The sequence below is a fragment of the Pseudomonas frigoris genome, from assembly GCF_047758635.1.
GTDB lineage: Bacteria > Pseudomonadota > Gammaproteobacteria > Pseudomonadales > Pseudomonadaceae > Aquipseudomonas > Aquipseudomonas frigoris.
Map to the genome: position 1 here is coordinate 6,754,952 of NZ_CP180479.1, position 20,976 is coordinate 6,775,927.

The window sequence follows — 20,976 nt, forward strand, 5'->3', positions numbered from 1 at the left end:
GCGCAATTCAGCAGACGACGCAATCCCCATGTGGGAGCGGGCTTGCTCGCGAATGCAGTGTGTCAGTCGACATCAGTATTGACTGACACTCCGCTTTCGCGAGCAAGCCCGCTCCCACAGGTTTTGCGTATTAACGCACGGTCAGAATCGGGCTGCCCAAACGTTCCAGCAAAGTCGCCTGCGCGCTGCGCGGGTTCTGGTTGCCGGTCGGCGTGTTGCGGATGTAACGGCCGTCCGCCTGCAGGCTCCAGCTGTGAGTGTTATCGGTGAGATAAAGCTCCAGCTCTTTCTTGACCCGCATGATCAGCTTCTTGCCCTCGACCGGGAAGCAAGTCTCGACGCGCTTGTCGAGGTTGCGCTCCATCCAGTCGGCACTGGACAGGAACATCTGCTCTTCGCCGCCATTGAGGAAGTAGAACACCCGGGTGTGCTCCAGGAAACGCCCGATGATCGAGCGCACGTGGATGTTGTGCGAAACCCCGGCGATGCCCGGACGCAGGCAGCACATGCCGCGCACCACCAGATCGATACGCACCCCGGACTGACTGGCCTTGTACAGCGCGCGGATGATCTTCGGATCGGTCAGCGAGTTGAACTTGGCGATGATGTGCGCCGGTTTGCCATCGAGGGCGAACTGGGTCTCCCGGGCAATCATGTCGAGCATGCCCTTCTTCAACGTGAACGGCGCGTGCAGCAGCTTCTTCATGCGCAGGGTTTTACCCATGCCGATCAGTTGACTGAACAGTTTGCCAACGTCTTCACACAAGGCGTCATCCGAGGTCAGCAAGCTGTAGTCGGTGTACAGACGGGCGTTGGCCGCGTGGTAGTTGCCGGTACCCAAATGCGCGTAACGCACAATCTCGCCGGCCTCGCGACGCAAGATCAGCATCATCTTGGCGTGGGTCTTGAAACCGACCACGCCGTAAATTACCACCGCACCGGCCGCTTGCAGACGGCTGGCCAGTTGCAGGTTGGACTCTTCGTCGAACCGCGCACGCAACTCGATCACCGCAGTGACTTCCTTGCCGTTACGCGCCGCATCGACCAGCGCATCGACGATTTCCGAGTTGGCGCCGGAGCGGTACAGGGTCTGACGGACCGCCAATACATGCGGGTCCTTGGCAGCCTGGCGCAGCAGGTCGACCACCGGGGTGAATGACTCGAACGGGTGCAGCAACAGGATGTCCTGCTTGCTGATCACGCTGAAGATGTTCTCGCTGTTTTGCAGCAGTTTCGGGATCTGCGGGGTGAACGGCGTGTATTGCAGCGCTCGCTGACTGTCCAGACCGGTGATGCTGAACAGGCGGGTCAGGTTGACCGGACCGTTGACCTGATACAGCTCGGTCTCGTGCAGGTTGAACTGCTTGAGCAAGTAGTCGGACAGGTGTTTCGGGCAGGTGTCAGCGACTTCCAGACGCACCGCGTCACCGTAGCGACGCGAGAACAACTCGCCGCGCAGGGCGCGGGCCAGGTCTTCTACATCTTCGGTGTCGACGGCGAGGTCGGCGTTTCGGGTCAGACGGAACTGGTAGCAGCCCTTGACCTTCATGCCCTGGAACAGGTCATCGGCGTGAGCGTGGATCATCGACGACAGGAACACGTAGTTGTCGCCCGAGCCGCCCACTTCTTCCGGCAGCTTGATCACGCGCGGCAGCAAACGTGGCGCCGGGATGATCGCCAGACCGGAATCGCGGCCGAAGGCATCGATACCTTCGAGCTCGACGATGAAGTTCAAGCTCTTGTTGACCAGCAACGGGAACGGGTGCGTCGGGTCGAGGCCAATCGGGGTAATGATCGGCGCGATCTCGTCGCGGAAATAGCGGCGCACCCAGGTTTTGATCTTGGTGGTCCAGTGACGCCGGCGGATGAAGCGGACCTGATGCTTTTCCAGTTCCGGCAACAGAATGTCATTGAGGATCGCGTACTGGCGGTCGACGTGACCGTGCACCAGTTCGCTGATGCGAGCCAGGGCCTGGTGCGGTTGCAGGCCATCGGCGCCAGCCTGTTCACGGGCGAAGGTGATCTGCTTCTTCAGGCCGGCCACACGAATTTCGAAGAACTCGTCCAGGTTGCTGGAGAAGATCAGCAGAAACTTCAGCCGCTCCAGCAGCGGGTAGGACTCATCCAGCGCCTGCTCCAGCACGCGGATGTTGAACTGCAGTTGCGAGAGCTCGCGATGGATGTACAGGCTGCTGTCATCCAGACCGGGAATGGCAATCGCTGGCGCCGCTATTGCGGTCTCGGCCATCACCGCGGATGGAGCAGGCTCCAGTTCCGGCGGGGTTTCGGCGATTTGCTCCACCACAGGTTGAGCATCTTTTACGGCAACTTCAGTGAGTCCTTCGGTATTCATCGAATGTTCCTGGGAGGGCTATTTTTGCTCTCGTAACAATTGAGCGGCACGGACGGCAAAGTAAGTCAGGATGCCATCAGCGCCTGCACGTTTAAAAGCGGTCAGGGATTCGAGGATAACCCCTTCGCTCAACCAGCCATTCTGGATCGCTGCCATGTGCATGGCATATTCACCGCTGACCTGATAAACAAAGGTCGGCACTTTAAATTCTTCTTTGACCCGGTAGAGGATGTCCAGATACGGCATGCCTGGCTTGACCATGACCATGTCCGCGCCTTCTGACAAGTCCGCCGCCACTTCGTGCAGGGCTTCGTTGCTGTTGGCCGGGTCCATCTGATAGGAGGCCTTGTTGGCCTTGCCCAGGTTCAGCGCCGAACCGACCGCATCGCGGAACGGGCCGTAATAGGCGCTGGCGTACTTCGCCGAGTAGGCCATGATCCGCACGTTGACGTGATCGGCCAGTTCAAGCGCTTTGCGGATCGCCTGGATGCGACCGTCCATCATGTCCGACGGGGCCACCACCTGAGCGCCGGCTTCGGCGTGGGACAGCGCCTGCTTGACCAGTGCGTCGACGGTGATGTCGTTCTGCACGTAGCCTTCTTCGTCGAGGATACCGTCCTGGCCGTGGGTGGTGAACGGATCAAGGGCAACGTCGGTGATCACACCCAGTTCAGGGAATTGCGCCCGCAATGCACGCGTGGCGCGCTGGGCAATCCCGTTCGGGTTCCAGGCTTCGGCGGCGTCCAGGGACTTGAGTTCCGGCGGCGTCACCGGGAACAACGCCAAGGCCGGAATCCCCAGCTCGACCCACTTGGCCGCTTCTTCAAGCAACAGATCGATGGTCAGGCGCTCGACGCCTGGCATCGACGCCACCGCTTCGCGACGGTTTTCACCGTCCAGCACGAACACCGGCAGGATCAGATCATCGACGGTCAGAACGTTTTCACGGACCAGTCGACGCGAAAAATCATCACGGCGATTGCGACGCAGGCGGGTTGCAGGAAACAAACGGTTGGCGGGGGTAAAGCTCACGGCAGACTCCTGAGCCCGCGCTGGCGGGCGAGCGTGACAGTTATAAGCGGCCATTATGACGAAGGTATTACAGTTGTGTGCACCCCTGTGACAGGTAGTCGCATTCCATTGTCCTTGTAGGAAATGTTCACGTCGAGACACATTTGGACACTTTCATGAATGTTCCCGAAGGGTTAGGCTGCGCGTTCATTTCGCCAGCATCCAGACAATGCTCCAACAATTTCTTCAGGAATTCGGCTACTTCGCCCTCTTTCTCGGCACGTTTTTCGAAGGCGAAACCATTCTGGTGCTCGCAGGCTTCCTCGCGTTCCGCGGATACATGGACCTCAAAGTGGTCATGATCGTGGCGTTCCTCGGCAGTTATGCCGGTGATCAGCTCTGGTATTTCCTGGGGCGCAAGCACGGCCGCAAGTTGCTGGCACGCAAACCGCGCTGGCAAATGATGGGTGATCGGGCGCTGGAACATATCCGCAAGCACCCGGACATCTGGGTGCTGAGCTTCCGATTTGTCTATGGCCTGCGCACGGTGATGCCGGTGGCGATCGGCCTGTCGGGCTATCCGCCGGGACGTTATCTGCTGCTCAACGGGATTGGTGCCGCGATCTGGGCCGCCGCGCTGGCTGCCGCCGCCTATCACTTCGGCGCGGTGCTCGAAGGCCTGCTTGGCAGCGTCAAGAAGTACGAGCTGTGGGTGCTCGGCGCCCTGCTGATACTGGGTTTTTGCCTGTGGTTGCGCCGACGCTTCAAGAACGCCCGTCTGGCGAAGAAGATCTACGCCGACGAGCAGGCCTTGAAATCTGAACAAGCCAAAACCAACGAACCTACGACGCCAGGCGAGTGAAACGGTTTCTGCAACAGTAGAGACCGATTCCGCTGAGCAGGCTGTAACTCAGCAGGCCGACCCAACCTGCCGCGCTGGCCGGCCACAGCCCAACGACCGGCGCCAGCCACACCAGCGGCACATTCGACGCCAGGCGCAGCAGCTCCAGCTTCAGCGCCCACGGGCGATTCTCCAGGGCCACGCCCAACGTAAACAAACCCAGCGCCACGGCACTCCAGCCGAGCACCAGCGCGGCGGTTGGCAAACTGTGCTCCAGGTTCATCAAATAGCTACCCAGCGCGATGTAGACGCAGAACTGCAACACGACATACAACTGCTGACGCCCGTCCAGCGGCACCTCGAATTTACGGAACTGACTCAGGTCTGGCTTGTTCATCGGGTACCTGGCCGCCACATCCGCCGGCCGCCAACCGGTGCGCATGAACCAGATCCGCAGCTTGTCCCATTTGCTTTGCGCACGCCGCGCGTCATCCCACAGCTGCGCGTAGAACTGCACGTTCGCCCACACCGGATTCCAGCTCGCCAGCGGCGTGGTCACGCCGAAAATCACCGGCTCGTTGTCGTCTTCTTCCTGGAACGAGCCGAATAGACGGTCCCAAATAATGAACACCCCGCCGTAGTTGCGATCCATGTAGAGAGCGTTCTGTGCATGGTGAGCCCGATGATTGGACGGCGTGACGAAGAACCACTCGAACCAGCCGAGCTTGGGAATGTGTTTGGTATGCACCCAGAATTGGTACAGCAAGTTCAGCGAGGCGACGCTGATGAACACCAGCAGCGGCACGCCGAGCACGGCCGTCGGCAGGTAGAAGATCCAGCTCAGCAGGAAGCCGGTACTGGTCTGACGCAGCGCCGTGGACAGGTTGTAATCCTCGCTCTGGTGGTGCACCGAATGCGCCGCCCAGAGGATGTTGCGTTCGTGACCCATGCGATGCAGCCAGTAGTAGCAGAAGTCGTAGAGGACAAAGGCGAATACCCAGACCCAAACGCTGTCGGCCGAGAGTTCGAACAGCGCCAGGTGCTTGAGGGCAAATGCATACGTCACCAGACCGACGCCTTTAGTCAACAGGCCGGTGGTGGTCGACAGCACGCCGGTGCTCATGCTGTTGATCGCGTCAGCCACACGATAATTGCTCACTCCACGCCAACGGTCGGCCAGCAGTTCGACGGCAATCAGCACAAAGAAAAACGGCACCGCATACAGAATGAAGTCCATGACGCGCCCTGATCGGAATCTTGAGGACAGATCCTAGGTGTAGCCGCGAATTAACCCTATGGCAACGAGTGACAAATTAGTGGACATTTAACGCCATGAATCTGGAGAAAAGCCCATGAGCAAAAAAATTGCAGTGATCCTATCCGGCTGTGGCGTGTACGACGGCGCCGAGATCCACGAAAGCGTGATCACCCTGCTGCGCCTGGACCAGCGGGGGGCTCAGGTGCAGTGTTTCGCACCAAACATCGCGCAGTTACACGTGATCAACCATCTGACCGGCGAAGAAATGCCCGAGTCGCGCAACGTACTGGTGGAATCGGCGCGGATCGCCCGAGGCAACATCAAGGATATCCGCGAAGCGGACGTGGAAGACTTCGACGCGTTGATCGTGCCCGGTGGTTTCGGGGCGGCCAAGAACCTGTCGAACTTCGCCGTCGAAGGCGCCGGCTGCACCGTGCAACCGGAAGTCCTGGCGCTGGCTGAAGCCTTTGCCGAGGCCGGCAAACCGGTCGGGCTGATCTGCATCTCACCGGCGCTCGCGGCGAAGATCTATGGACCGGGCGTGACCTGCACCATCGGCAACGACGCCGATACTGCTGCCGCCATGAACAAGATGGGCGCTACACACGCAGACTGCGCGGTAACTGACATCGTTGAAGACAAAGCACGCAAACTGGTCAGCACCCCGGCGTACATGCTGGCGCAGAGCATCAGTGAAGCGGCTTCGGGCATCAACAAACTGGTCGACCGGGTACTCGAACTGACCCACGAAAACGACGCCTGACACTGTCCCTGTGTGGGAGCGGGCTTGCTCGCGAATGCGGTGTATCAGTCGACATCAATGCTGAATGACACACCGCCATTCGCGAGCAAGTCGAATCGTCGCACCGCCGCTCCCACATTGAACTGGGCAAGGCTCAGGCTTTTCGGGAAAGTCGCGTGAGGATCCGGTCCAGCGCATTGGCAAACGCCTGCTTCTCACGCTCACCAAACGGCGCCGGCCCGCCGCTCATCTGCCCCTGTTCACGCAAATCGGTGAACAGGTTACGCACCGCCAATCGATCGCCCATGTTCTGCGCATCGAACTCTTTGCCCCGTGGATCCAGCGCCGCAACGCCCTTTTTCACCAGACGGTCGGCCAGCGGCACATCGCTGCAGATCACCAATTCGCCGGGGACCGCGTATTCCACCAGATAGTCGTCGGCGGCATCCGGACCACTCGGCACCACGATCAGCTTCACAAGGGCCAAGCCCGGCTTGATCTGCGGCTGTCCGGCCACCAACACCACTTCGAACTGGCGCTTGAGGGCGAACTTCACCACCAGATCCTTGGCCGCCCGCGGGCAGGCGTCGGCATCGATCCACACACGCATTTTGTTGTCCTCTTCCAAAAAAATCGTCGGATCGCCGCCCGGAGCAAGCTCGCTCCCACAAGTTGTACGCAATCCTGTGGGAGCGAGCTTGCTCGCGATTGTGAGCGAAGCGAATGCTGCTTAAGAAGCCGGCACCCGCCGCTTCTCAGCCATCCGGCTGCGGCTATATAGAACGATGATCGCCATGATCGCCACCGCCTGCGCACTCAGCGAATACGCATCAGCGTGGATCCCCAGCCAGTCGAAGTCAAAGAACGGCACAGGCCGGGTGCCGAAAATCCCGGCTTCCTGCAACGCCTTCACGCCATGCCCGGCAAACACCACCGACAACGCACACAGCAGGCCGGCGTTGATACTGAAAAACAGCGACAGCGGCAGCTTCGCCGAGCCACGCAGAATCACCCAAGCCAGACCGACCAGCAACACCAACGCCGTCGCACCACCTGCCAGTACCGCGTTATGGCCCGCTGGACCTGCCTGCAGCCACAAGGTCTCGTAGAACAAAATCACTTCAAACAGCTCGCGATACACCGAGAAGAACGCCAACGTCGCAAACCCGAAACGCCCACCGCCACCCACCAGGCTGCTCTTGATGTAATCCTGCCAGGCCGCCGCGTGACGACGGTCATGCATCCACACGCCGAGCCAAAGCACCATGACGCTGGCAAACAACGCCGTCGCACCTTCCAGCAATTCGCGTTGCGAGCCGCTGACATCGATCACATACGCCGCCAACGCCCAAGTCCCGAGACCGGCCAGCAGCGCCAGACCCCAGCCGACGTTGACGCTGCGTACCGCCGATTGCTGGCCGGTGTTTCGCAGGAACGCGAGAACTGCCGCCAGCACCAGAATCGCTTCCAGACCTTCACGCAACAGAATCAACAAACCGGAGATGTAGCTCAAAGACCAGCTCAAGCCATCGCTGCCCAGCAGGCCGGCAGACGTCTTCAACTTGGCCTTGGCAGCGTCCAGACGCTGCTGGACCTGAGCCACCGGCAAACCGTCCTGCAACGACTGACGGTAAGCCATCAGCGATTTTTCAGTGTCTTTGCGCACGTTGGCATCGACATTATCCAGAGAACTTTCGACCAGTTCGAAACCTTCCAGATAAGCCGCCACCGACAGGTCATAGGCCTGATCGTGATCACCCGTACGATAAGCAGCGATGCTCTTGTCCAGCGTTGCGGCGGTGTAGTCGAGCAACTGCGCCGGGCCACGCTTGACCTGCGGCGGTTGCGCCCGCTGCTCACGGAAGGTCGCCGCAGCTTGCGGCCCCTCGGCAACCTGCACTTCTGCGGGAGTCTGACGGGCCAGGTCGGCGATGTTGTAGGTCTTTTCGGATTTTGCAGCAGCCGGATCGGCGCTGAAGCTGGCGATGTAGGTCGCCAGGTCCCAACGCTGACGATCGTCCAGCTGATCGGCGAAGGCTGGCATGTCGGTGCCTTCGACGCCGAGGCCCAAGGTGCTGTAGATCGCGTAGAGGCTCAGGTGATCCAGCCGCGCCGCATCACGCAGATTGGACGGCGGCGGCGTCAGACCGACACCCGCCGGACCATCCCCGGCACCCGCTTCGCCGTGGCAAACCGAACAATGCTGAGCGTACAGCGGCGCACCACGGGTCGGATCCGGCGTAATGATCGGTGCCTGGCTGACTTCATAGGTCACGGCCAACTTGGCGCCGAGTTGCCGTGCCTGACGGCCGACATCCGCGCCGTCCTGACGCGCAGTGATCGCGTTGCGCACCGTGCTGACGCCCTGCTCCAGCCCGGCTTTTTCCGGTTTGGCCGGCATCGCGGCGATCAAGCCTTGCAGCGCCTTGATGGATGCCAACTGCTCTTGGTACTCGGACTCATTAATGACCTTGCCCGCTTGCACCGTTTCCGGGTAATCCGCGCCGATGTAATCGAGCAAATGCAGCGCTTGCGGCGCGCCTTCCACGGTGTCGGCCAGCAGGTTGAAACTGCACAGGGCAAACAGCGGCAATACCAGCCAGGCCAGGAAACGGGACGGGGCAGTCATGAATGAATCTCAATTGGAAATACGAAGTAACACATTGTTCACTTCCAATGACTTTCACTCAAGCTTTGTTGTGCGGTTCCTCTTGTTTTGAGGAATTGGCAGGAGGCCAACATCAAGAAGAACACGATGGCCAAGACTGGCAACATGATCGCCGCCAAATACCGTATCGAAGGTTCGATCAGCTCGATCGTCAAGCGCAGCAGCGACTACAAGGACGTCTTCTACAAATTCAGCCCGCAATTGATTGACGTTGATCTGGCCGAGTGGATGGACGAAGGTCAGGACACCAAGCTAATGAACCATCGGGACATCCGTGTCTTGCTGAACCCTGAAACTAAAAAGGCGACCCCAAGGGTTAATGCCGGTCAGTTAAGGAACGACACAATCCGTAGCAGCTGGCGAAGCCCGCGTTCGGCTGCGCAGCAGTCGTAAAACCTGAGTTTGCGGTCTTCCTGAAACACCGCATCGTCTGATTTCACGACTGCTTCGCAGCCGAACGCGGGCTTCGCCAGCTGCTACGGATCGCGTTTTGGCTTAACTGATCGGCATTAACCCCAAGGGTCGCCTTTTTTGTGCCTGCCGGTTTTACACCACCGCTTTGCGAAGGGTCGCCATGAACGCCGCCGCACCAATGAACAGCCCGGCAAAGGTGCGGTTCATACGTTTTTGCTGCTTGGGCGTGCGCAACATCCGCAACACCTTCGATGCAAGTCCGGTGTAACCAGCCATGACGATCAGATCGACGCAGATCATGGTCACACCGAGGATCAGGTACTGCGCCACCAGCGGTGCATGCGGATCAATGAATTGCGGCAACACCGCGAGCATGAACACCAACGCCTTGGGGTTGCTGACGTTCACCAGGAAACCCCGGAACACCAGCGCCAGCGGCTTGCCGATTTGCCGGACGGCCGCGTCGTCGCTCATGTCATTGGGCAGCGCGCGCCATTGCTTGACCGCCAGGTAAACCAGATAGGCCACGCCAAACCATTTGATCGCGTAGAAAGCGGTGGCCGACGCCGCGAGGATTGCACCGACGCCGGCGGCGACAATTGCAATCTGTAACGCCAGACCCAGTTGCAGGCCCAGGGCGTTCCAATAACCGCGCCAGAAACCGTATCGCAGACCACTGGACATCGACGCAATGGCGCCGGCACCGGGAGACAGACTGATCACCCAGCAGGCGGCAAAAAACGCCAGCCATGTTTGAAGCACCATCGCACACCTCGACTCAGACTCGTGACAGACGTCTAAGCTAATGCGGCTTTGGGCCGATGACTACCGATTTTTGCGGGACAGGGCGTCGGCCGATCAGCGTTTACAGCATTAAGGCCCCTTCGCGAGCAAGTCGAATCGTCGCACCGCCGCTCCCACAGTGGATCAGTGTTGTTCACAAATATTGTGTCCACTGAAGATCCAGTGTGGGAGCGAGCTTGCTCGCGATAGCGGTCTGTCAGGCAACAGAAGTCTTACTTTTCAAAACCGTTGGAAGGGAATACATCGCTGCCGCGCCAGCGTCGAACCGAGCGCTGGAAGAACAGGCTGTTGGGCACTTGGACCATGGCGCTGCCGGTGCCGAGTTCTTCGGCTTCGATCAGCGTGGTGTAGAGCAGATTGATCGCAACGACCCGGCCTTTGACGCCAGGCTTGTCGGTGGTGTCCACCAACTCGACCACGTCGCCAAGGCGAAACGGGCCGACGGTGAAGATCAGGATTGCGCAAAGCAGATTGGAGAGCACGCTCCACATGGCGAAGAACGCCACTGCCGCTACCGCGACAAACCCGGACAACGCGGTCCAGAGCACCGTCGCCGACACCCCGAGGCGTTCCAGCACGAAAATCAGCGCGCTGCCCATGATAAGCCAGCGCAGGCCACCGCGCAGCGGCATCAGCAATTGCGGCGGCAACGGATAACGCTCACCCAGGCGAGTCAGGCACTTGGCGACGCAACGCTGGGTAACATATCCCGCCAACAGAATCAGCAGGATCTGCACGAAGAGCCAGATCGGCTCGATCCACACAGCAGGCAATGGCAGCTTGAAGGCTTCCATCAGGACAGCGCCTCCAGCTCCGCCTGCATGCTTTCGAGCAGTTCCAGCGCTTCCATCCAGGCTTCTTCCAGCTCCGCTTCACGGACCTTCAGCTTGGCCTGTTCGGCCAGCAGATCACGCAAGTCGTTCTTGCGCGCCGGCTCGTAAATGTCGCTGTCGCCGAGGCTGGTATCGATCTTCGCCAGTTTCTCGTGCAGCTTGCCCAGCTCGGCTTCGAGCTTGTCAGCCTCGCGCTTGTGCGGCGCCAGTTGCTGACGCAACGCAGCGGCGGCCTGACGCTGGGCCTTCTTGTCGGTCTTGTCCGGATTGACCGGCGTATTGCTGACCGGGGCGTTGCGCTGGCGGTAGTCCACCAGCCAACGGGTGTAGTCTTCCAGGTCGCCGTCGAACTCCTCGACCTTGCCGTCCGCCACCAGATAGAAATTGTCGGTGGTGCTTTTGAGCAAATGGCGATCGTGGGAGACCACCAGTACCGCGCCACTGAATTCCTGTAGGGCCATGGTCAACGCCAGGCGCATTTCCAGGTCCAGGTGGTTGGTCGGTTCGTCGAGCAACAGCAGGTTCGGCCGGCCCCAAGCGATCAGCGCCAGCGCCAGGCGCGCCTTTTCGCCACCGGAGAAGTTCAGCACCGGCTCATCGATCCGCGCGCCGCGGAAGTCGAAACCACCGAGGAAGTCGCGCAGCGTCTGCTCGCGCTCGGTCGGCGCCAGGCGCTGCATGTGCAGCAACGGGCTGGCCTTGGAGTCGAGTGAGTCCAGCTGATGCTGGGCGAAGTAGCCGACGACGGTGTTCTCGCCGCGGGTCAGTCGGCCAGACAACGGCTCGAGTTCACCGGCAAGGTTTTTGATCAGGGTCGATTTACCGGCACCGTTCGGGCCAAGCAAACCGATCCGCGCACCGGGGGTCAGTTGCAGCTTGACCTTCTCCAGCACGGCTCGCTCGCCGTAACCCAGTCGGGCATCGGAGAGGTCGATTAACGGGCTGGAGATTTTCACTGATTCGCGGAAAACGAAATCGAATGGCGAATCGACGTGGGCGGCGGACAGCTCTTCCATCCGCTCCAGCGCCTTGATCCGGCTCTGGGCCTGACGGGCCTTGGTGGCCTGGGCCTTGAAACGGGCGATGTAGCTTTCCATGTGAGCACGTTGCGCCTGTTGCTTCTCGTAGGCCTGCTGTTGCTGGGCCAGACGTTCGGCGCGAGCGCGTTCGAAGGCGCTATAACCACCGCGATACAGGGTGATCTTGCGCTGATCGACGTGGGCCACGTGATCGACCACGGCATCGAGGAAGTCCCGGTCGTGGGAAATCAGCATCAAGGTGCCGGGATAGCTTTTCAGCCATTCTTCGAGCCAGATGATGGCGTCGAGGTCCAAGTGGTTGGTCGGTTCGTCGAGCAACAACAAGTCCGAGGGACACATCAAAGCCTGCGCCAGGTTCAGACGCATCCGCCAACCACCAGAGAAATCTCCTACCTGTCGATCCATCTGTTCATTGGTAAACCCAAGGCCGGCCAGCAGCTTTCGGGCCCGGGCATCGGCGGTGTAACCGTCGGCGCTGTCGAGTTCCGAGTGCAGGCGGGCCTGAGCGGTACCGTCATGGGCCGCTTCGGCTGCCGCGAGGTCGCGTTGCACCTCGCGCAGGCGCAGGTCGCCATCAAGCACATAGTCGACCGCCACGCGATCGAGGGTGTCGATCTCCTGGCGCATGTGGGCGATGCGCCAGTCCGCCGGCAGGAAGCAATCACCCGAGTCCGGGTGCAGGTCACCCAGAAGCAAGGCGAACAGGCTCGATTTGCCGGCGCCGTTGGCACCGATGAGGCCGGCTTTGTGGCCGGCGTGCAGGGTCAGCTCGGCGTCTTCTAGCAGACGTTGAGGGCCACGCTGTAAAGTCAGGTTCTGAAGTCGAATCATAATGGCGGCGGAGTCTACCAGCTTCGCTCGCAACTGGCGCGAGTAGCACTATGTCCTCTGACCTGTGGAGCTTTTCCCTTAGTACTTACGCCCGTCCCGGCGTTGAACCCGCATGCCTGCAATTGCAGTCGGCGGGCATCAATGTGTGCTTGCTGCTCTGCGGGCTGTGGCTGGGAGAACGTGGCGTCGCCTGTAACGAACACCGATTGCACCAACTGCGTAGCGTGGCCGAGCCGTGGGACGCAGACGTGGTGCGTCCGCTGCGAGCCTTGCGGGTGAATTGGAAAGTCGTCGCCGCCGACGATGGCGAACTGAATGCTTTGCGCGAGCAAGTGAAGGCACTCGAACTGGAAGCCGAGCGACATCTGTTGTTGCGACTGGAACGATCGGCGCAGAGTTGGCCGCAAGGTGAGGCGACCGATCTATCGGCCTGGCTGGAAGGTGTAACGGCAGGCGCCGCCCACCTGGACCGCGACGCGCTGCATCAGCTGCGCGTCGCGGTAAGCAGCACTTAGGAAGCGCTGGTTGGGGTGGTTGCTGCGATCGATGCGGCGGCCGGCGTTGGCGCTGGCGTGGCTGTCGAGGTGGCTGCTGCTAAAGCAGACGTTGCTACCGGAGCCGGGTTGGCTGGCTTGGCAACTGGCGCGGCGGCCGGCTTGGCGGCAACCGGTTTTTTCACTGCTGGTTTTGCAGCTGGCTTGGCGGCTGGTTTTGCAGCCGGTTTGGCAGCGGCAGGTTTGGCTGCTGGTTTCGCTTCGGCAGGTTTTGCAGCAGCAGTTTTGGCAGCCGGTTTGGCTGCAGCTTTTGCAGCTGGTTTTGCAGCTGGCTTGGCAGCAGTTTTAGTCGCGATTGATTTCGCGGCAGGCTTGGCAGCAGGTTTCGCAGCGGCAGTTTTTGCAGCCGGTTTGGCAGCTGGTTTAGCCGCTGCAGTTTTCGCCACTGCCGGTTTAGCAGCAGCGGTTCTTGCAGCCGGTTTAGCGGCAGCTGTTTTGGCAGCGGCTGGCTTGGCGGCAGGTTTGGCAGTGGCTGTTTTAGCAGCCGGTTTTGCAGCGCTGGCAGCGACTGGTTTTTTTGCCGCAGGTTTAGCGGCAGGTTTTGCTGCGGCTTTCACCGGTGCTTTGGCGGCCGGTTTGGTGGCAGGCTTGACGGGTGCTTTTGCAGCAGTCGGTTTGGCAGCGGCTTTCTTGGCAGGAGCCGCAGCAGGCTTGGCCGAACGCAGGGACAACGCCTTGCCGACAGCCTCTTGTACACGACCGATGCCCTGGGCCAGTTTCAGGCTTTCTTGAGCATCGCGCTTGAGTTGCAGAATGTAGCTGCGAGTTTCGGATTGACGATCCTTGAGGGCATCGAGCAAGTCCTCAAGCTCCTTCACCGCGCCCTTGGCTTTGGCTTGTGCCTTGGCCTTGCCGGCCGCCGCAGCGTCCTGCAATTTGGTACGGGATTTGTGCAGTTTTTCTTGCGCTTTTCCGCGTTGCTTTTCCAGTTTGGCGAGCAGTTTTTCAGCATCAGCCAAGGCTTGGGAACAAGCGTTTTCCAGGTGCTCGAGCAAGCTGCCCGAGAGTTGTTGGAGTAAGTGCAACGGAGTATTTACAGGCTTCTTGGTGGCCGACATGGTTTACCTCCTGGCTGACGTGGGTGCGGCTCATACTAGACCTCTGCTGCTACCGCCGCTAGGGCATGTTGACAGTATCCAAAGCGCTGCGTTGCAACGGATTGAAATTCTTCTGCGCTTGCGCAAAACCAGTTCACCGTAGAGCACATTCACACTGGCATAATCCCCCGCATCTCAGGTCGGAGAGTGCCCATGTCGCGCTACCTTTTTTTATCACTGTGCGTGTTTTTTTCCGTGGCCCAGGCCGCCGAAAAAACCAAAGAAAATGACACTCATGATCTCTCTTACAGCCTGGGCGCAAGTCTCGGCGAACGCCTGCGCCAGGAGGTTCCCGATCTGCAACTTCAGGCGCTGATCGAAGGTTTGCAACAAGCCTATCAAGGCAAACCCCTGGCGCTGAAAGATGAGCAGATCGAACAGATACTTGCCGAGCACGAAGCCCAGGCCGCCTTGCAACCGAGCACGCCGCAAAGTGAAATCGCCCTCGAAAAAGAGCGGGCCTTTCTCGCCGAGGAAAAAGCCAGACCGGGCGTTCGTGAACTGGCAGATGGAATATTGCTAACGGAGTTGGTGCCAGGCACTGGCGTCAAAGCAGGCCCCAACGGCAAAGTCCAGGTGCTGTATATCGGTCGCCTTCCCGACGGCACAGTGTTCGATCAGAACAGTCAGCCGCAGTGGTTCAGTCTCGACAGTGTGATCAGCGGATGGCGCAGTGCGCTGCAGCAAATGCCGGTCGGGGCAAAATGGCGTCTGGTGATTCCATCGGCCGAAGCCTATGGCGCCGAGGGTGCCGGCGACCTGATTGCACCGTTCACACCGCTGGTATTCGAAGTCGAATTGCGCGGTGCTACAAGCTGAATACCGGAAACGAAAAACGGCGCGCATAGCGCACCGTTTTTGGAGGTCTTGCAGGAAGGGGGTTCAGGCCTGAACCGAGTCCTCTTCCTTGTGAGCGGTGTGCAGCACTTCGATCAAGCAGTCTTCCAGTTCGAAGCGCTCGTGCAACAGGCCGCCCAGCTCTTTGAATTTCTCCGCCACGCACTGACCTGCATCACACAGGTCGTTGAACGCGAGCAGCTTCTCGGTGATGACGTCGATGCGAGGGTAGATGGTCTCGGCCAGCTCGAGCCCGCGAGTATCACCAAACGCTTTGGCTTCGCCGGTCAGCTGTTCGTAGATCTCGAAGTGCCCGGCAGACACGTAATCGACCAGCACGCCGCAGAATTCCTGCAACGGCTTACGGTTCTCACCCAGTGCCTCAGGCTTGGCGCCGAGAGCATCATAGGCCCGAACCAGTTCGTGACGCTCCTGCAACCAGCGATCGATCAGCAGATGCACTCCACCCCAACGTTCCTGAGCATTCTGACAACTTTCGAGCATGGTGATCTCTCTTCCCTTGTGGGTCATGCTGCCCTACACCCGTCGCCACACTTGAAGGTCAAGTATCGGCCAGGCAGAGCGTCATTCGAGCAACATAATTCCAATGACACGTGCGGGCCAGATTATGCCCGCGCGACAATGGCTTCAAGGTACGCAGGAGATAAAGTTCATACAAGTGTTTAATCACCCGCCAGCGCCCGGTGCGACGAACCGCCGCTGAGCGGTCGCAGACAGGCTTTCCAGACAACGCGCAGCAGCTGATAAATTCCCAGAATTGTCATCGCCATGAAGAACAGCAGACTCCATTCAGGAATGCTCAGGTCGAACAGTGTCCAGGAAATCTCCGCGCACTCCGCCTCCCCTTTAAACATCTGCGTGGCCTGACACAACCAAGGCATGTCCTCGTACTGAACTGCCAGATTGGGCGAGCACGTCAACAGCTGATGCATTGGATCGCTCTGCAGCAACACCTGTCGCCACGCCGTGACCGTACCCGCCAGACTGCAAAACAGCCCGAGCATCCAATACAGGAAAGACCCGAAGCGGCCCGGCCCATGCACCGAAGCCACCAGGCAGATACCCGTGAGCAACGCGAGGCAAAAGCGCTGCAACAGGCACAACCCGCAAGGCTTGAGGCCGACCGCATATTCCAGGTAATAGGACACGCCCAGGGCCAGGGCACCGGCAATGAAAGCCATGAAAAACAAGGAGCGTGAGCAGGCCAAAGACATGGCATTTCCGTAACAGTAGAGACAGACGGTTACGGTAGAGGAAAGCGCTGCAGCCTTTCAAGGCAGGCCAGCGGGGACACTTCAACAGAAGTGTAGGGAAATCCCGACAGGAACGAGAGGATTAGGTGTAGTCCTCTGTAGGACTTTGCCGATGATGGACTACAAAGGTAAAATCCCGACAGTTTGCAGGCGACTGGATCGCTCCTTCGAGCGACCCGTCTTCCACTCTTCAAGCGTGTACAGGAACCGGCAACGGTGCCGCCAGCAAGCGCTCGTCCAACAAGCCCAACCCCTCCTGGAACAACTGATTGCTGCGTTCTGTGTCACCCAGCTGCGCCAGCAGCCGCGCCAGTTCCGCGCAGGCTTCCGGGTTGCGCTGCACTCGCAGGCTGCTTTCCAGATAGTCCCGGGCCTTGCCCCAAAGGCTGCTTTGCAGACACAAGCGCCCCAGGGTCAGCAACAGGCTTGGGTCGGCCGGATGTTCCTTGAGCCAGCCTTCGGCGGTGTGCAGTTGACGTGCCGGATCACTGCCGCGAACGAGTCCGTAGAGGCGCGCCAGATGACTGTCGTAGTTGCGCTTGAGCGCCGTTCGCAGGATTTCTTCGGCTTCGACCTGAGCACCCAGTTGCCGTAGTTGCTCGGCATAAGCGAGCACCAGTTGCGGCTCCTGACGCTGAGCTGAGGTCAACTGCTGCCAGGCGCGATTGAGCGCTTGCAAGCCGACCGTCCCGTCTTCTTCCTGATGCGCCGCCAGGGACAGGTTCTCACCCCAGGCCCGGCGTTCCAGTTCGGCCAGCTCGGCCGGTGGCAGGACCTTGTCCTTGCGCAGCTCCGGCAGCAGACGGATCACCGCCGACCAGTCGCCCCGCTGTTGGTGCAAGCGCTGCAACTGGCGCAAGGTCTGGACGTTATGAGGATGACGCTCGTGCATGGCTTGCAGGGTCACCAGGGCGCCTTCGGTATCGCCACGGTCGGTCTGTAATTGGGCGTGGCTGAGGGCAATCGCCAGCTCCGCCTGGGGCTGTCGTTCAAGAGCGCGCTCCAGCAGGTTGTCGCTTTCTTCGTAATGACCTTGTTCGTTCGCGGCCCGGGCAGCGCCGAGGTAGTAAAGCAAAGGCTGGCGCTCGGCTTCCGCAGCCCGATGCAGATGGCGCTGCGCACTGGCCCAGCGACCTTCGGCCAGATCCAGCTGACCGTGTTCAATTGCCACCTGCACACGGCGACTGCGATTGCGCCGCGACCAGGGATTGACCACGCCACTGGAGGTCGTCACCAATTCGATCAACGCCTTGATGCCCCAGAACACCAGCCAGAGCACGGCGACCAACGCCAGGGTTGCCCACAGGCTCGATTCATAACGAAAGCTTTTGTAGGCGATCAGCACGTAACCGGAATGCTCGGCAATCGCCAGCCCCAGCGCGGCAGCCGCGGCGATCACCAGGAACACGATCACATAGAGGCGTTTCATGGCGTCGCCTCCTGAGCGGTGTCCGCGGCAGGTTTGGCCATCGGTTTGATCGAGTCCTCGGCGTTGACATTACGCCGCGCCAGATACCCCTGAACCGCACTCAGCGTGCCGGTCAGGTCTGGCGTGATGACGGTGACCGGTTGCTTGCTCAACTCGCCAACCTGCTCAAGCATCACTTTGCTCTGAGGGTTGTCCGGGTTGAAGTTGCCCTTGAGCACGTCCCGCGCTTCGGCCAGCGCCTGGGTATAAACCGTGGCCTGGCCATTGAGCGCGGCCCATTGCGCCTGCTCCAGCGCCAGGCTCAGGGCCAGGCGCACCTGGCTCAGGCTCTGCCCGGCCAGCAAAGGACGCACATTCTTGTCGGCGTTGAAGTCGATGCGGATGTAGCGCGAGACCTGATCCCACCATTGCGCCCAGCGACTGGCGCCGTCGCCATCGGCGGTGAGACCCAACAGGGATTCGCCACGGTCCTTGTACTCGGGTGCCAGCTCGGTGAGGCTGATTACCTGATCGCGCAGCGCCCCCAGCCGCAGGAACAGACCGGTGCGATCCGGCTGTTGGGTGCTACGCAATGCCACCAGGGTTTTGGCCACTTGCTCGCGAGCGGCAAAGGAGCCCGGGTCGTTCTGTTCTCGCAGAATTTCATCGGCGCCCTGCACCAAAGCCTGGGCACTGCTGATGTCCTGCAACGCGGAAAGACGCAGGCTGGCCAGACGCAGCAGGTGCTCGGCCTCGGCCAGACGCCAATCCTTGCGGCTGGCGCCGAGAACCGTTTCCAGACGTTGATTCAAGCGTTGCTGATCACCTTGAAGTTGAGTGACCAAACGACTGCGCGCGTCGAGCTCGGCGGCGGCAGGCATTTGTTCCAGGCGAGCAGTCAGGCGTTGTTCATTGAGCTTCAGGTCCTGTGCCTGATCGTTCAATGCCTGGACCTGACTCAACTGTTGCTGAGTATTGGCTTGCAGGTGACGCACCTGCCAGACTCCCCAACCGCCCACGGCGACACCCGCAGCGCCCAGCAGCAGCGCGACGATTGCCAGCCCATTGCCTCGGCGCTGCACTGCGGCAGGTGGTCCGGCTTCAACCGGTGCTTCAACCGGTGCATCGAGCACTGGCTGGACGTCATCTTTAGGCAAGGCTGTTTCGCTCACGTATCCATCCTTTGCATTAGAAAACGGGTCCGGGATGCTCCCGTAACGCCGCCAGCAAAGCCGCGGCACTGGCGCCACGACAATCCACAACTGTTTGGGCCCCGGCGGCACATGCCAGCTCGGCGACCCTGGGGCTTGGAACAAACAACGGCAACCGCGCCAATTGCGGCCAGGCATCGCCGGCCAATCGATGCAGGTGCTCAAAACCCTGTCCACTGCTGACCACCAGCCCGTTCAAGCGTTCCGCTTCGATCAGGTCAGGCAGCGCCGCCGGCGGGTAGTGCGGCAGGTCGCGGCGGTACAATTCCAGATACTCGACACTAGCACCAAGCTCGCGCAAACGCTCAGCCAGCAACTCGCGCCCGCCCTCCCCGCGCATGATCAGCACGCGTGGACCGGGCCGCGCGATTGCCTCGCGCAACTGAGGAAGTTCAAGCAAGGCCTCACTGTCATCGCCATCCACCGGAAAGCTGATGTCCAACCCGTGATCCTCGAGGATCTGCGCGGTGGCTGCGCCCACGCTGAACCACTTCAAACGAGGGGGTTGCGGCCGATACCTGTCGAGCAGTTCCACAGCAATTCTGGCGGCTGGTTTACTGACCACGATCACCGCGCAATAGCGATCCAGACCCTGCATCACCTCGCGCATTGTGTCAGAGGCAGGAATCGGCTCGATCTCCAAAAGCGGCAAACTGCTGCTGAAAATCCCCTTTTCGGCCAAAAGACTGCTCAACGCCGCCGACTCATCCGCGGGACGCGTCAGCAGCAGGCGCCAGCCCGTCACTCGTGACCTGCCTCGCCGTAAACTGCTTTCAAGATGTCGTTGGCGCCTTGACTCAGCAGGTCTTCAGCCACTTGCACGCCCAAGGCTTCGGCTTCGCTACGTGGCGCACGAGCCTCGGCGCTGAGCAGCAGACCGCCGTTCGGATCACCGACAAGACCACGCAACCAGATCTGCTCGCCTTCAAGCACGGCATAGCAGGCGATCGGCACTTGGCAGCCGCCATTCAAATGTTTGTTGAGAGCACGTTCGGCGGTCACGCGGGTGGCGGTGTCCTGATGGTGCAGCGGTGCCAACAGCGCGTGAATTTCGCTGTCGACGCTGCGGCATTCGATACCCACCGCGCCTTGGCCACCGGCCGGCAGACTGTCGTCGACGCTGATGGCCGAGGTAATCCGATCTTCAAAGCCGAGACGAATCAGGCCGGCGGCGGCGAGGATAATGGCGTCGTATTCGCCGGCATCGAGCTTGGCCAGCCGAGTGTTGACGTTGCCGCGAAGGAAGCGAATTTCCAGGTCCGGACGACGGGTCAGCAACTGGGCCTGACGGCGCAGGCTGGAGGTGCCAACGATGCTGCCTTGCGGCAATTCGTCCAGGCTGGCGTAGGTATTGGAAACGAAGGCATCACGCGGGTCTTCTCGCTCGCAGATGCAGAACAGACCGAGGCCTTCGGGGAAGTCCATCGGCACGTCCTTCATCGAGTGCACGGCGATGTCGGCTTCGTTTTCCAGCAGCGCGGTTTCCAGTTCTTTGACGAACAGGCCCTTGCCGCCGATTTTCGACAGTGGCGAGTCGAGCAATTTGTCACCGCGACTGACCATGGGCACCAACGTCACGAGCAGACCCGGATGGGCCTCTTCCAGACGAGCTTTGACGTATTCGGCCTGCCACAGGGCGAGTGCACTTTTACGGGTGGCGATGCGGATTTCGCGAGAGGACATGGATCAATCCGTACTGAATAGATACGGCGGATAATAACAGCTCAGCCAAATCCACTTTGACTTGTATCAGAAACCGCGTGGCCTCCCTGGCCTCAGACATCCAGCAATCGGGATGAA

Annotated in this window: 19 protein-coding genes and 1 pseudogene; 5 read left to right on the forward strand and 15 right to left on the reverse strand. The window is 60.3% G+C overall.

All coding sequences use genetic code 11. The features are described 5' to 3' along the window. Window positions 1–130: 130 nt before the first annotated feature. Window positions 131–2,353 carry a polyphosphate kinase 1 gene (gene ppk1, locus ACMXYH_RS31215; protein ID WP_415765902.1) on the reverse strand — a complete coding sequence of 741 codons (2,223 nt, stop codon included), beginning with the start codon at window positions 2,351–2,353 and terminating at the stop codon, window positions 131–133. A gap of 18 nt (window positions 2,354–2,371) precedes the next feature. Beyond that, window positions 2,372–3,385 (reverse strand): porphobilinogen synthase, encoded by a 1,014-nt coding sequence (gene hemB / locus ACMXYH_RS31220; RefSeq protein ID WP_415765903.1) that lies wholly within the window; start codon window positions 3,383–3,385, stop codon window positions 2,372–2,374. 208 nt (window positions 3,386–3,593) lie between these two features. On the opposite strand from hemB, the gene ACMXYH_RS31225 reads away from it, so the two are divergent. Further along, entirely contained in the window at window positions 3,594–4,226 is a 633-nt protein-coding gene (locus ACMXYH_RS31225) for a DedA family protein (protein WP_415765904.1), read from the forward strand. Here the strand turns inward: ACMXYH_RS31225 and ACMXYH_RS31230 are convergent. Beyond that, a complete protein-coding gene (locus ACMXYH_RS31230) occupies window positions 4,207–5,442 on the reverse strand; it encodes a sterol desaturase family protein (protein ID WP_415765905.1) in 1,236 nt (411 codons plus the stop codon). The genes ACMXYH_RS31225 and ACMXYH_RS31230 overlap by 20 nt on opposite strands. 115 nt (window positions 5,443–5,557) lie before the next feature. On the opposite strand from ACMXYH_RS31230, the gene elbB reads away from it, so the two are divergent. Next, window positions 5,558–6,226, forward strand: coding sequence for an isoprenoid biosynthesis glyoxalase ElbB (elbB, locus tag ACMXYH_RS31235; RefSeq protein ID WP_033060653.1), 669 nt, complete (start codon window positions 5,558–5,560; stop codon window positions 6,224–6,226). A 133-nt stretch (window positions 6,227–6,359) separates the two neighbouring features. Here elbB and ACMXYH_RS31240 read toward each other — a convergent pair whose 3' ends face one another. Together ACMXYH_RS31240 and ACMXYH_RS31245 are read right to left on the reverse strand one after the other, a co-directional pair. After that, window positions 6,360–6,815 (reverse strand): YaiI/YqxD family protein, encoded by a 456-nt coding sequence (locus ACMXYH_RS31240; protein WP_033060654.1) that lies wholly within the window; start codon window positions 6,813–6,815, stop codon window positions 6,360–6,362. Between the two features lie 120 nt (window positions 6,816–6,935). Continuing rightward, window positions 6,936–8,834, reverse strand: a complete 1,899-nt coding sequence (locus tag ACMXYH_RS31245) for an FTR1 family protein (RefSeq protein ID WP_415765906.1) — start codon at window positions 8,832–8,834, stop codon at window positions 6,936–6,938. An 81-nt stretch (window positions 8,835–8,915) separates the two neighbouring features. On the opposite strand from ACMXYH_RS31245, the pseudogene ACMXYH_RS31250 reads away from it, so the two are divergent. Continuing rightward, window positions 8,916–9,125 (forward strand): annotated as a pseudogene (locus ACMXYH_RS31250) (penicillin-binding protein activator LpoB); the annotation flags it as partial. Between the two features lie 294 nt (window positions 9,126–9,419). On the opposite strand, the gene ACMXYH_RS31255 reads toward ACMXYH_RS31250, so the two are convergent. The 3 genes from ACMXYH_RS31255 to ACMXYH_RS31265 form a co-directional block, all read right to left on the reverse strand. After that, window positions 9,420–10,052 (reverse strand): LysE family transporter, encoded by a 633-nt coding sequence (locus ACMXYH_RS31255; RefSeq protein WP_415765907.1) that lies wholly within the window; start codon window positions 10,050–10,052, stop codon window positions 9,420–9,422. A 251-nt stretch (window positions 10,053–10,303) separates the two neighbouring features. Next, complete coding sequence (locus ACMXYH_RS31260) at window positions 10,304–10,885, reverse strand: mechanosensitive ion channel domain-containing protein (protein ID WP_415765908.1); 582 nt, start codon at window positions 10,883–10,885, stop codon at window positions 10,304–10,306. After that, entirely contained in the window at window positions 10,885–12,795 is a 1,911-nt protein-coding gene (locus tag ACMXYH_RS31265; protein WP_046045102.1) for an ATP-binding cassette domain-containing protein, read from the reverse strand. The genes ACMXYH_RS31260 and ACMXYH_RS31265 overlap by 1 nt, the downstream gene beginning before the upstream one ends. 50 nt (window positions 12,796–12,845) lie before the next feature. Here ACMXYH_RS31265 and ACMXYH_RS31270 point away from each other — a divergent pair, with 50 nt between their 5' ends. Further along, on the forward strand, window positions 12,846–13,310 hold the full coding sequence (locus ACMXYH_RS31270) for a TIGR02444 family protein (protein WP_415765909.1): 465 nt from the start codon (window positions 12,846–12,848) through the stop codon (window positions 13,308–13,310). On the opposite strand, the gene ACMXYH_RS31275 is transcribed toward ACMXYH_RS31270, so the two are convergent. Continuing rightward, window positions 13,307–14,407 (reverse strand): AlgP family protein, encoded by a 1,101-nt coding sequence (locus ACMXYH_RS31275; RefSeq protein WP_415765910.1) that lies wholly within the window; start codon window positions 14,405–14,407, stop codon window positions 13,307–13,309. The genes ACMXYH_RS31270 and ACMXYH_RS31275 overlap by 4 nt on opposite strands. 192 nt (window positions 14,408–14,599) lie before the next feature. On the opposite strand from ACMXYH_RS31275, the gene ACMXYH_RS31280 reads away from it, so the two are divergent. Further along, window positions 14,600–15,265, forward strand: coding sequence for an FKBP-type peptidyl-prolyl cis-trans isomerase (locus tag ACMXYH_RS31280; protein WP_129440094.1), 666 nt, complete (start codon window positions 14,600–14,602; stop codon window positions 15,263–15,265). A 63-nt stretch (window positions 15,266–15,328) separates the two neighbouring features. Here ACMXYH_RS31280 and ACMXYH_RS31285 read toward each other — a convergent pair whose 3' ends face one another. From ACMXYH_RS31285 to hemC, 6 genes are all read right to left on the reverse strand, one after another. After that, window positions 15,329–15,787, reverse strand: coding sequence for an Rsd/AlgQ family anti-sigma factor (locus tag ACMXYH_RS31285; RefSeq protein ID WP_046045098.1), 459 nt, complete (start codon window positions 15,785–15,787; stop codon window positions 15,329–15,331). Between the two features lie 179 nt (window positions 15,788–15,966). Then, entirely contained in the window at window positions 15,967–16,518 is a 552-nt protein-coding gene (locus tag ACMXYH_RS31290; protein ID WP_129440092.1) for a disulfide bond formation protein B, read from the reverse strand. 229 nt (window positions 16,519–16,747) lie between these two features. After that, window positions 16,748–17,986 (reverse strand): heme biosynthesis protein HemY, encoded by a 1,239-nt coding sequence (locus tag ACMXYH_RS31295; RefSeq protein WP_415765911.1) that lies wholly within the window; start codon window positions 17,984–17,986, stop codon window positions 16,748–16,750. Next, entirely contained in the window at window positions 17,983–19,137 is a 1,155-nt protein-coding gene (locus ACMXYH_RS31300) for a uroporphyrinogen-III C-methyltransferase (RefSeq protein ID WP_415765912.1), read from the reverse strand. The genes ACMXYH_RS31295 and ACMXYH_RS31300 overlap by 4 nt, the downstream gene beginning before the upstream one ends. Window positions 19,138–19,153: 16 nt before the next feature. After that, window positions 19,154–19,921: a uroporphyrinogen-III synthase gene (locus tag ACMXYH_RS31305; RefSeq protein WP_415765913.1), complete on the reverse strand. Its 768-nt coding sequence runs from the start codon at window positions 19,919–19,921 to the stop codon at window positions 19,154–19,156. Continuing rightward, on the reverse strand, window positions 19,918–20,859 hold the full coding sequence (gene hemC / locus ACMXYH_RS31310; protein WP_129440084.1) for a hydroxymethylbilane synthase: 942 nt from the start codon (window positions 20,857–20,859) through the stop codon (window positions 19,918–19,920). Before hemC ends, ACMXYH_RS31305 begins: the two co-directional genes overlap by 4 nt. Between the last annotated feature and the right edge of the window lie 117 nt (window positions 20,860–20,976).

Bases quoted from the DNA above. Each gene is read 5' to 3' on its own strand.
- ACMXYH_RS31265 (WP_046045102.1), bottom strand. From the start codon at position 12,795: ATGATTCGACTTCAGAACCTGACTTTACAGCGTGGCCCTCAACGTCTG.
- ACMXYH_RS31280 (WP_129440094.1), top strand. From the start codon at position 14,600: ATGTCGCGCTACCTTTTTTTATCACTGTGCGTGTTTTTTTCCGTGGCC.
- ACMXYH_RS31275 (WP_415765910.1), bottom strand. From the start codon at position 14,407: ATGTCGGCCACCAAGAAGCCTGTAAATACTCCGTTGCACTTACTCCAA.
- ACMXYH_RS31255 (WP_415765907.1), bottom strand. From the start codon at position 10,052: ATGGTGCTTCAAACATGGCTGGCGTTTTTTGCCGCCTGCTGGGTGATC.
- ACMXYH_RS31230 (WP_415765905.1), bottom strand. From the start codon at position 5,442: ATGGACTTCATTCTGTATGCGGTGCCGTTTTTCTTTGTGCTGATTGCC.
- ACMXYH_RS31295 (WP_415765911.1), bottom strand. From the start codon at position 17,986: ATGAAACGCCTCTATGTGATCGTGTTCCTGGTGATCGCCGCGGCTGCC.
- ACMXYH_RS31240 (WP_033060654.1), bottom strand. From the start codon at position 6,815: ATGCGTGTGTGGATCGATGCCGACGCCTGCCCGCGGGCGGCCAAGGAT.
- ACMXYH_RS31245 (WP_415765906.1), bottom strand. From the start codon at position 8,834: ATGACTGCCCCGTCCCGTTTCCTGGCCTGGCTGGTATTGCCGCTGTTT.
- ppk1 (WP_415765902.1), bottom strand. From the start codon at position 2,353: ATGAATACCGAAGGACTCACTGAAGTTGCCGTAAAAGATGCTCAACCT.
- ACMXYH_RS31270 (WP_415765909.1), top strand. From the start codon at position 12,846: ATGTCCTCTGACCTGTGGAGCTTTTCCCTTAGTACTTACGCCCGTCCC.
- hemC (WP_129440084.1), bottom strand. From the start codon at position 20,859: ATGTCCTCTCGCGAAATCCGCATCGCCACCCGTAAAAGTGCACTCGCC.
- elbB (WP_033060653.1), top strand. From the start codon at position 5,558: ATGAGCAAAAAAATTGCAGTGATCCTATCCGGCTGTGGCGTGTACGAC.
- ACMXYH_RS31260 (WP_415765908.1), bottom strand. From the start codon at position 10,885: ATGGAAGCCTTCAAGCTGCCATTGCCTGCTGTGTGGATCGAGCCGATC.
- ACMXYH_RS31285 (WP_046045098.1), bottom strand. From the start codon at position 15,787: ATGCTCGAAAGTTGTCAGAATGCTCAGGAACGTTGGGGTGGAGTGCAT.
- ACMXYH_RS31225 (WP_415765904.1), top strand. From the start codon at position 3,594: ATGCTCCAACAATTTCTTCAGGAATTCGGCTACTTCGCCCTCTTTCTC.
- ACMXYH_RS31290 (WP_129440092.1), bottom strand. From the start codon at position 16,518: ATGTCTTTGGCCTGCTCACGCTCCTTGTTTTTCATGGCTTTCATTGCC.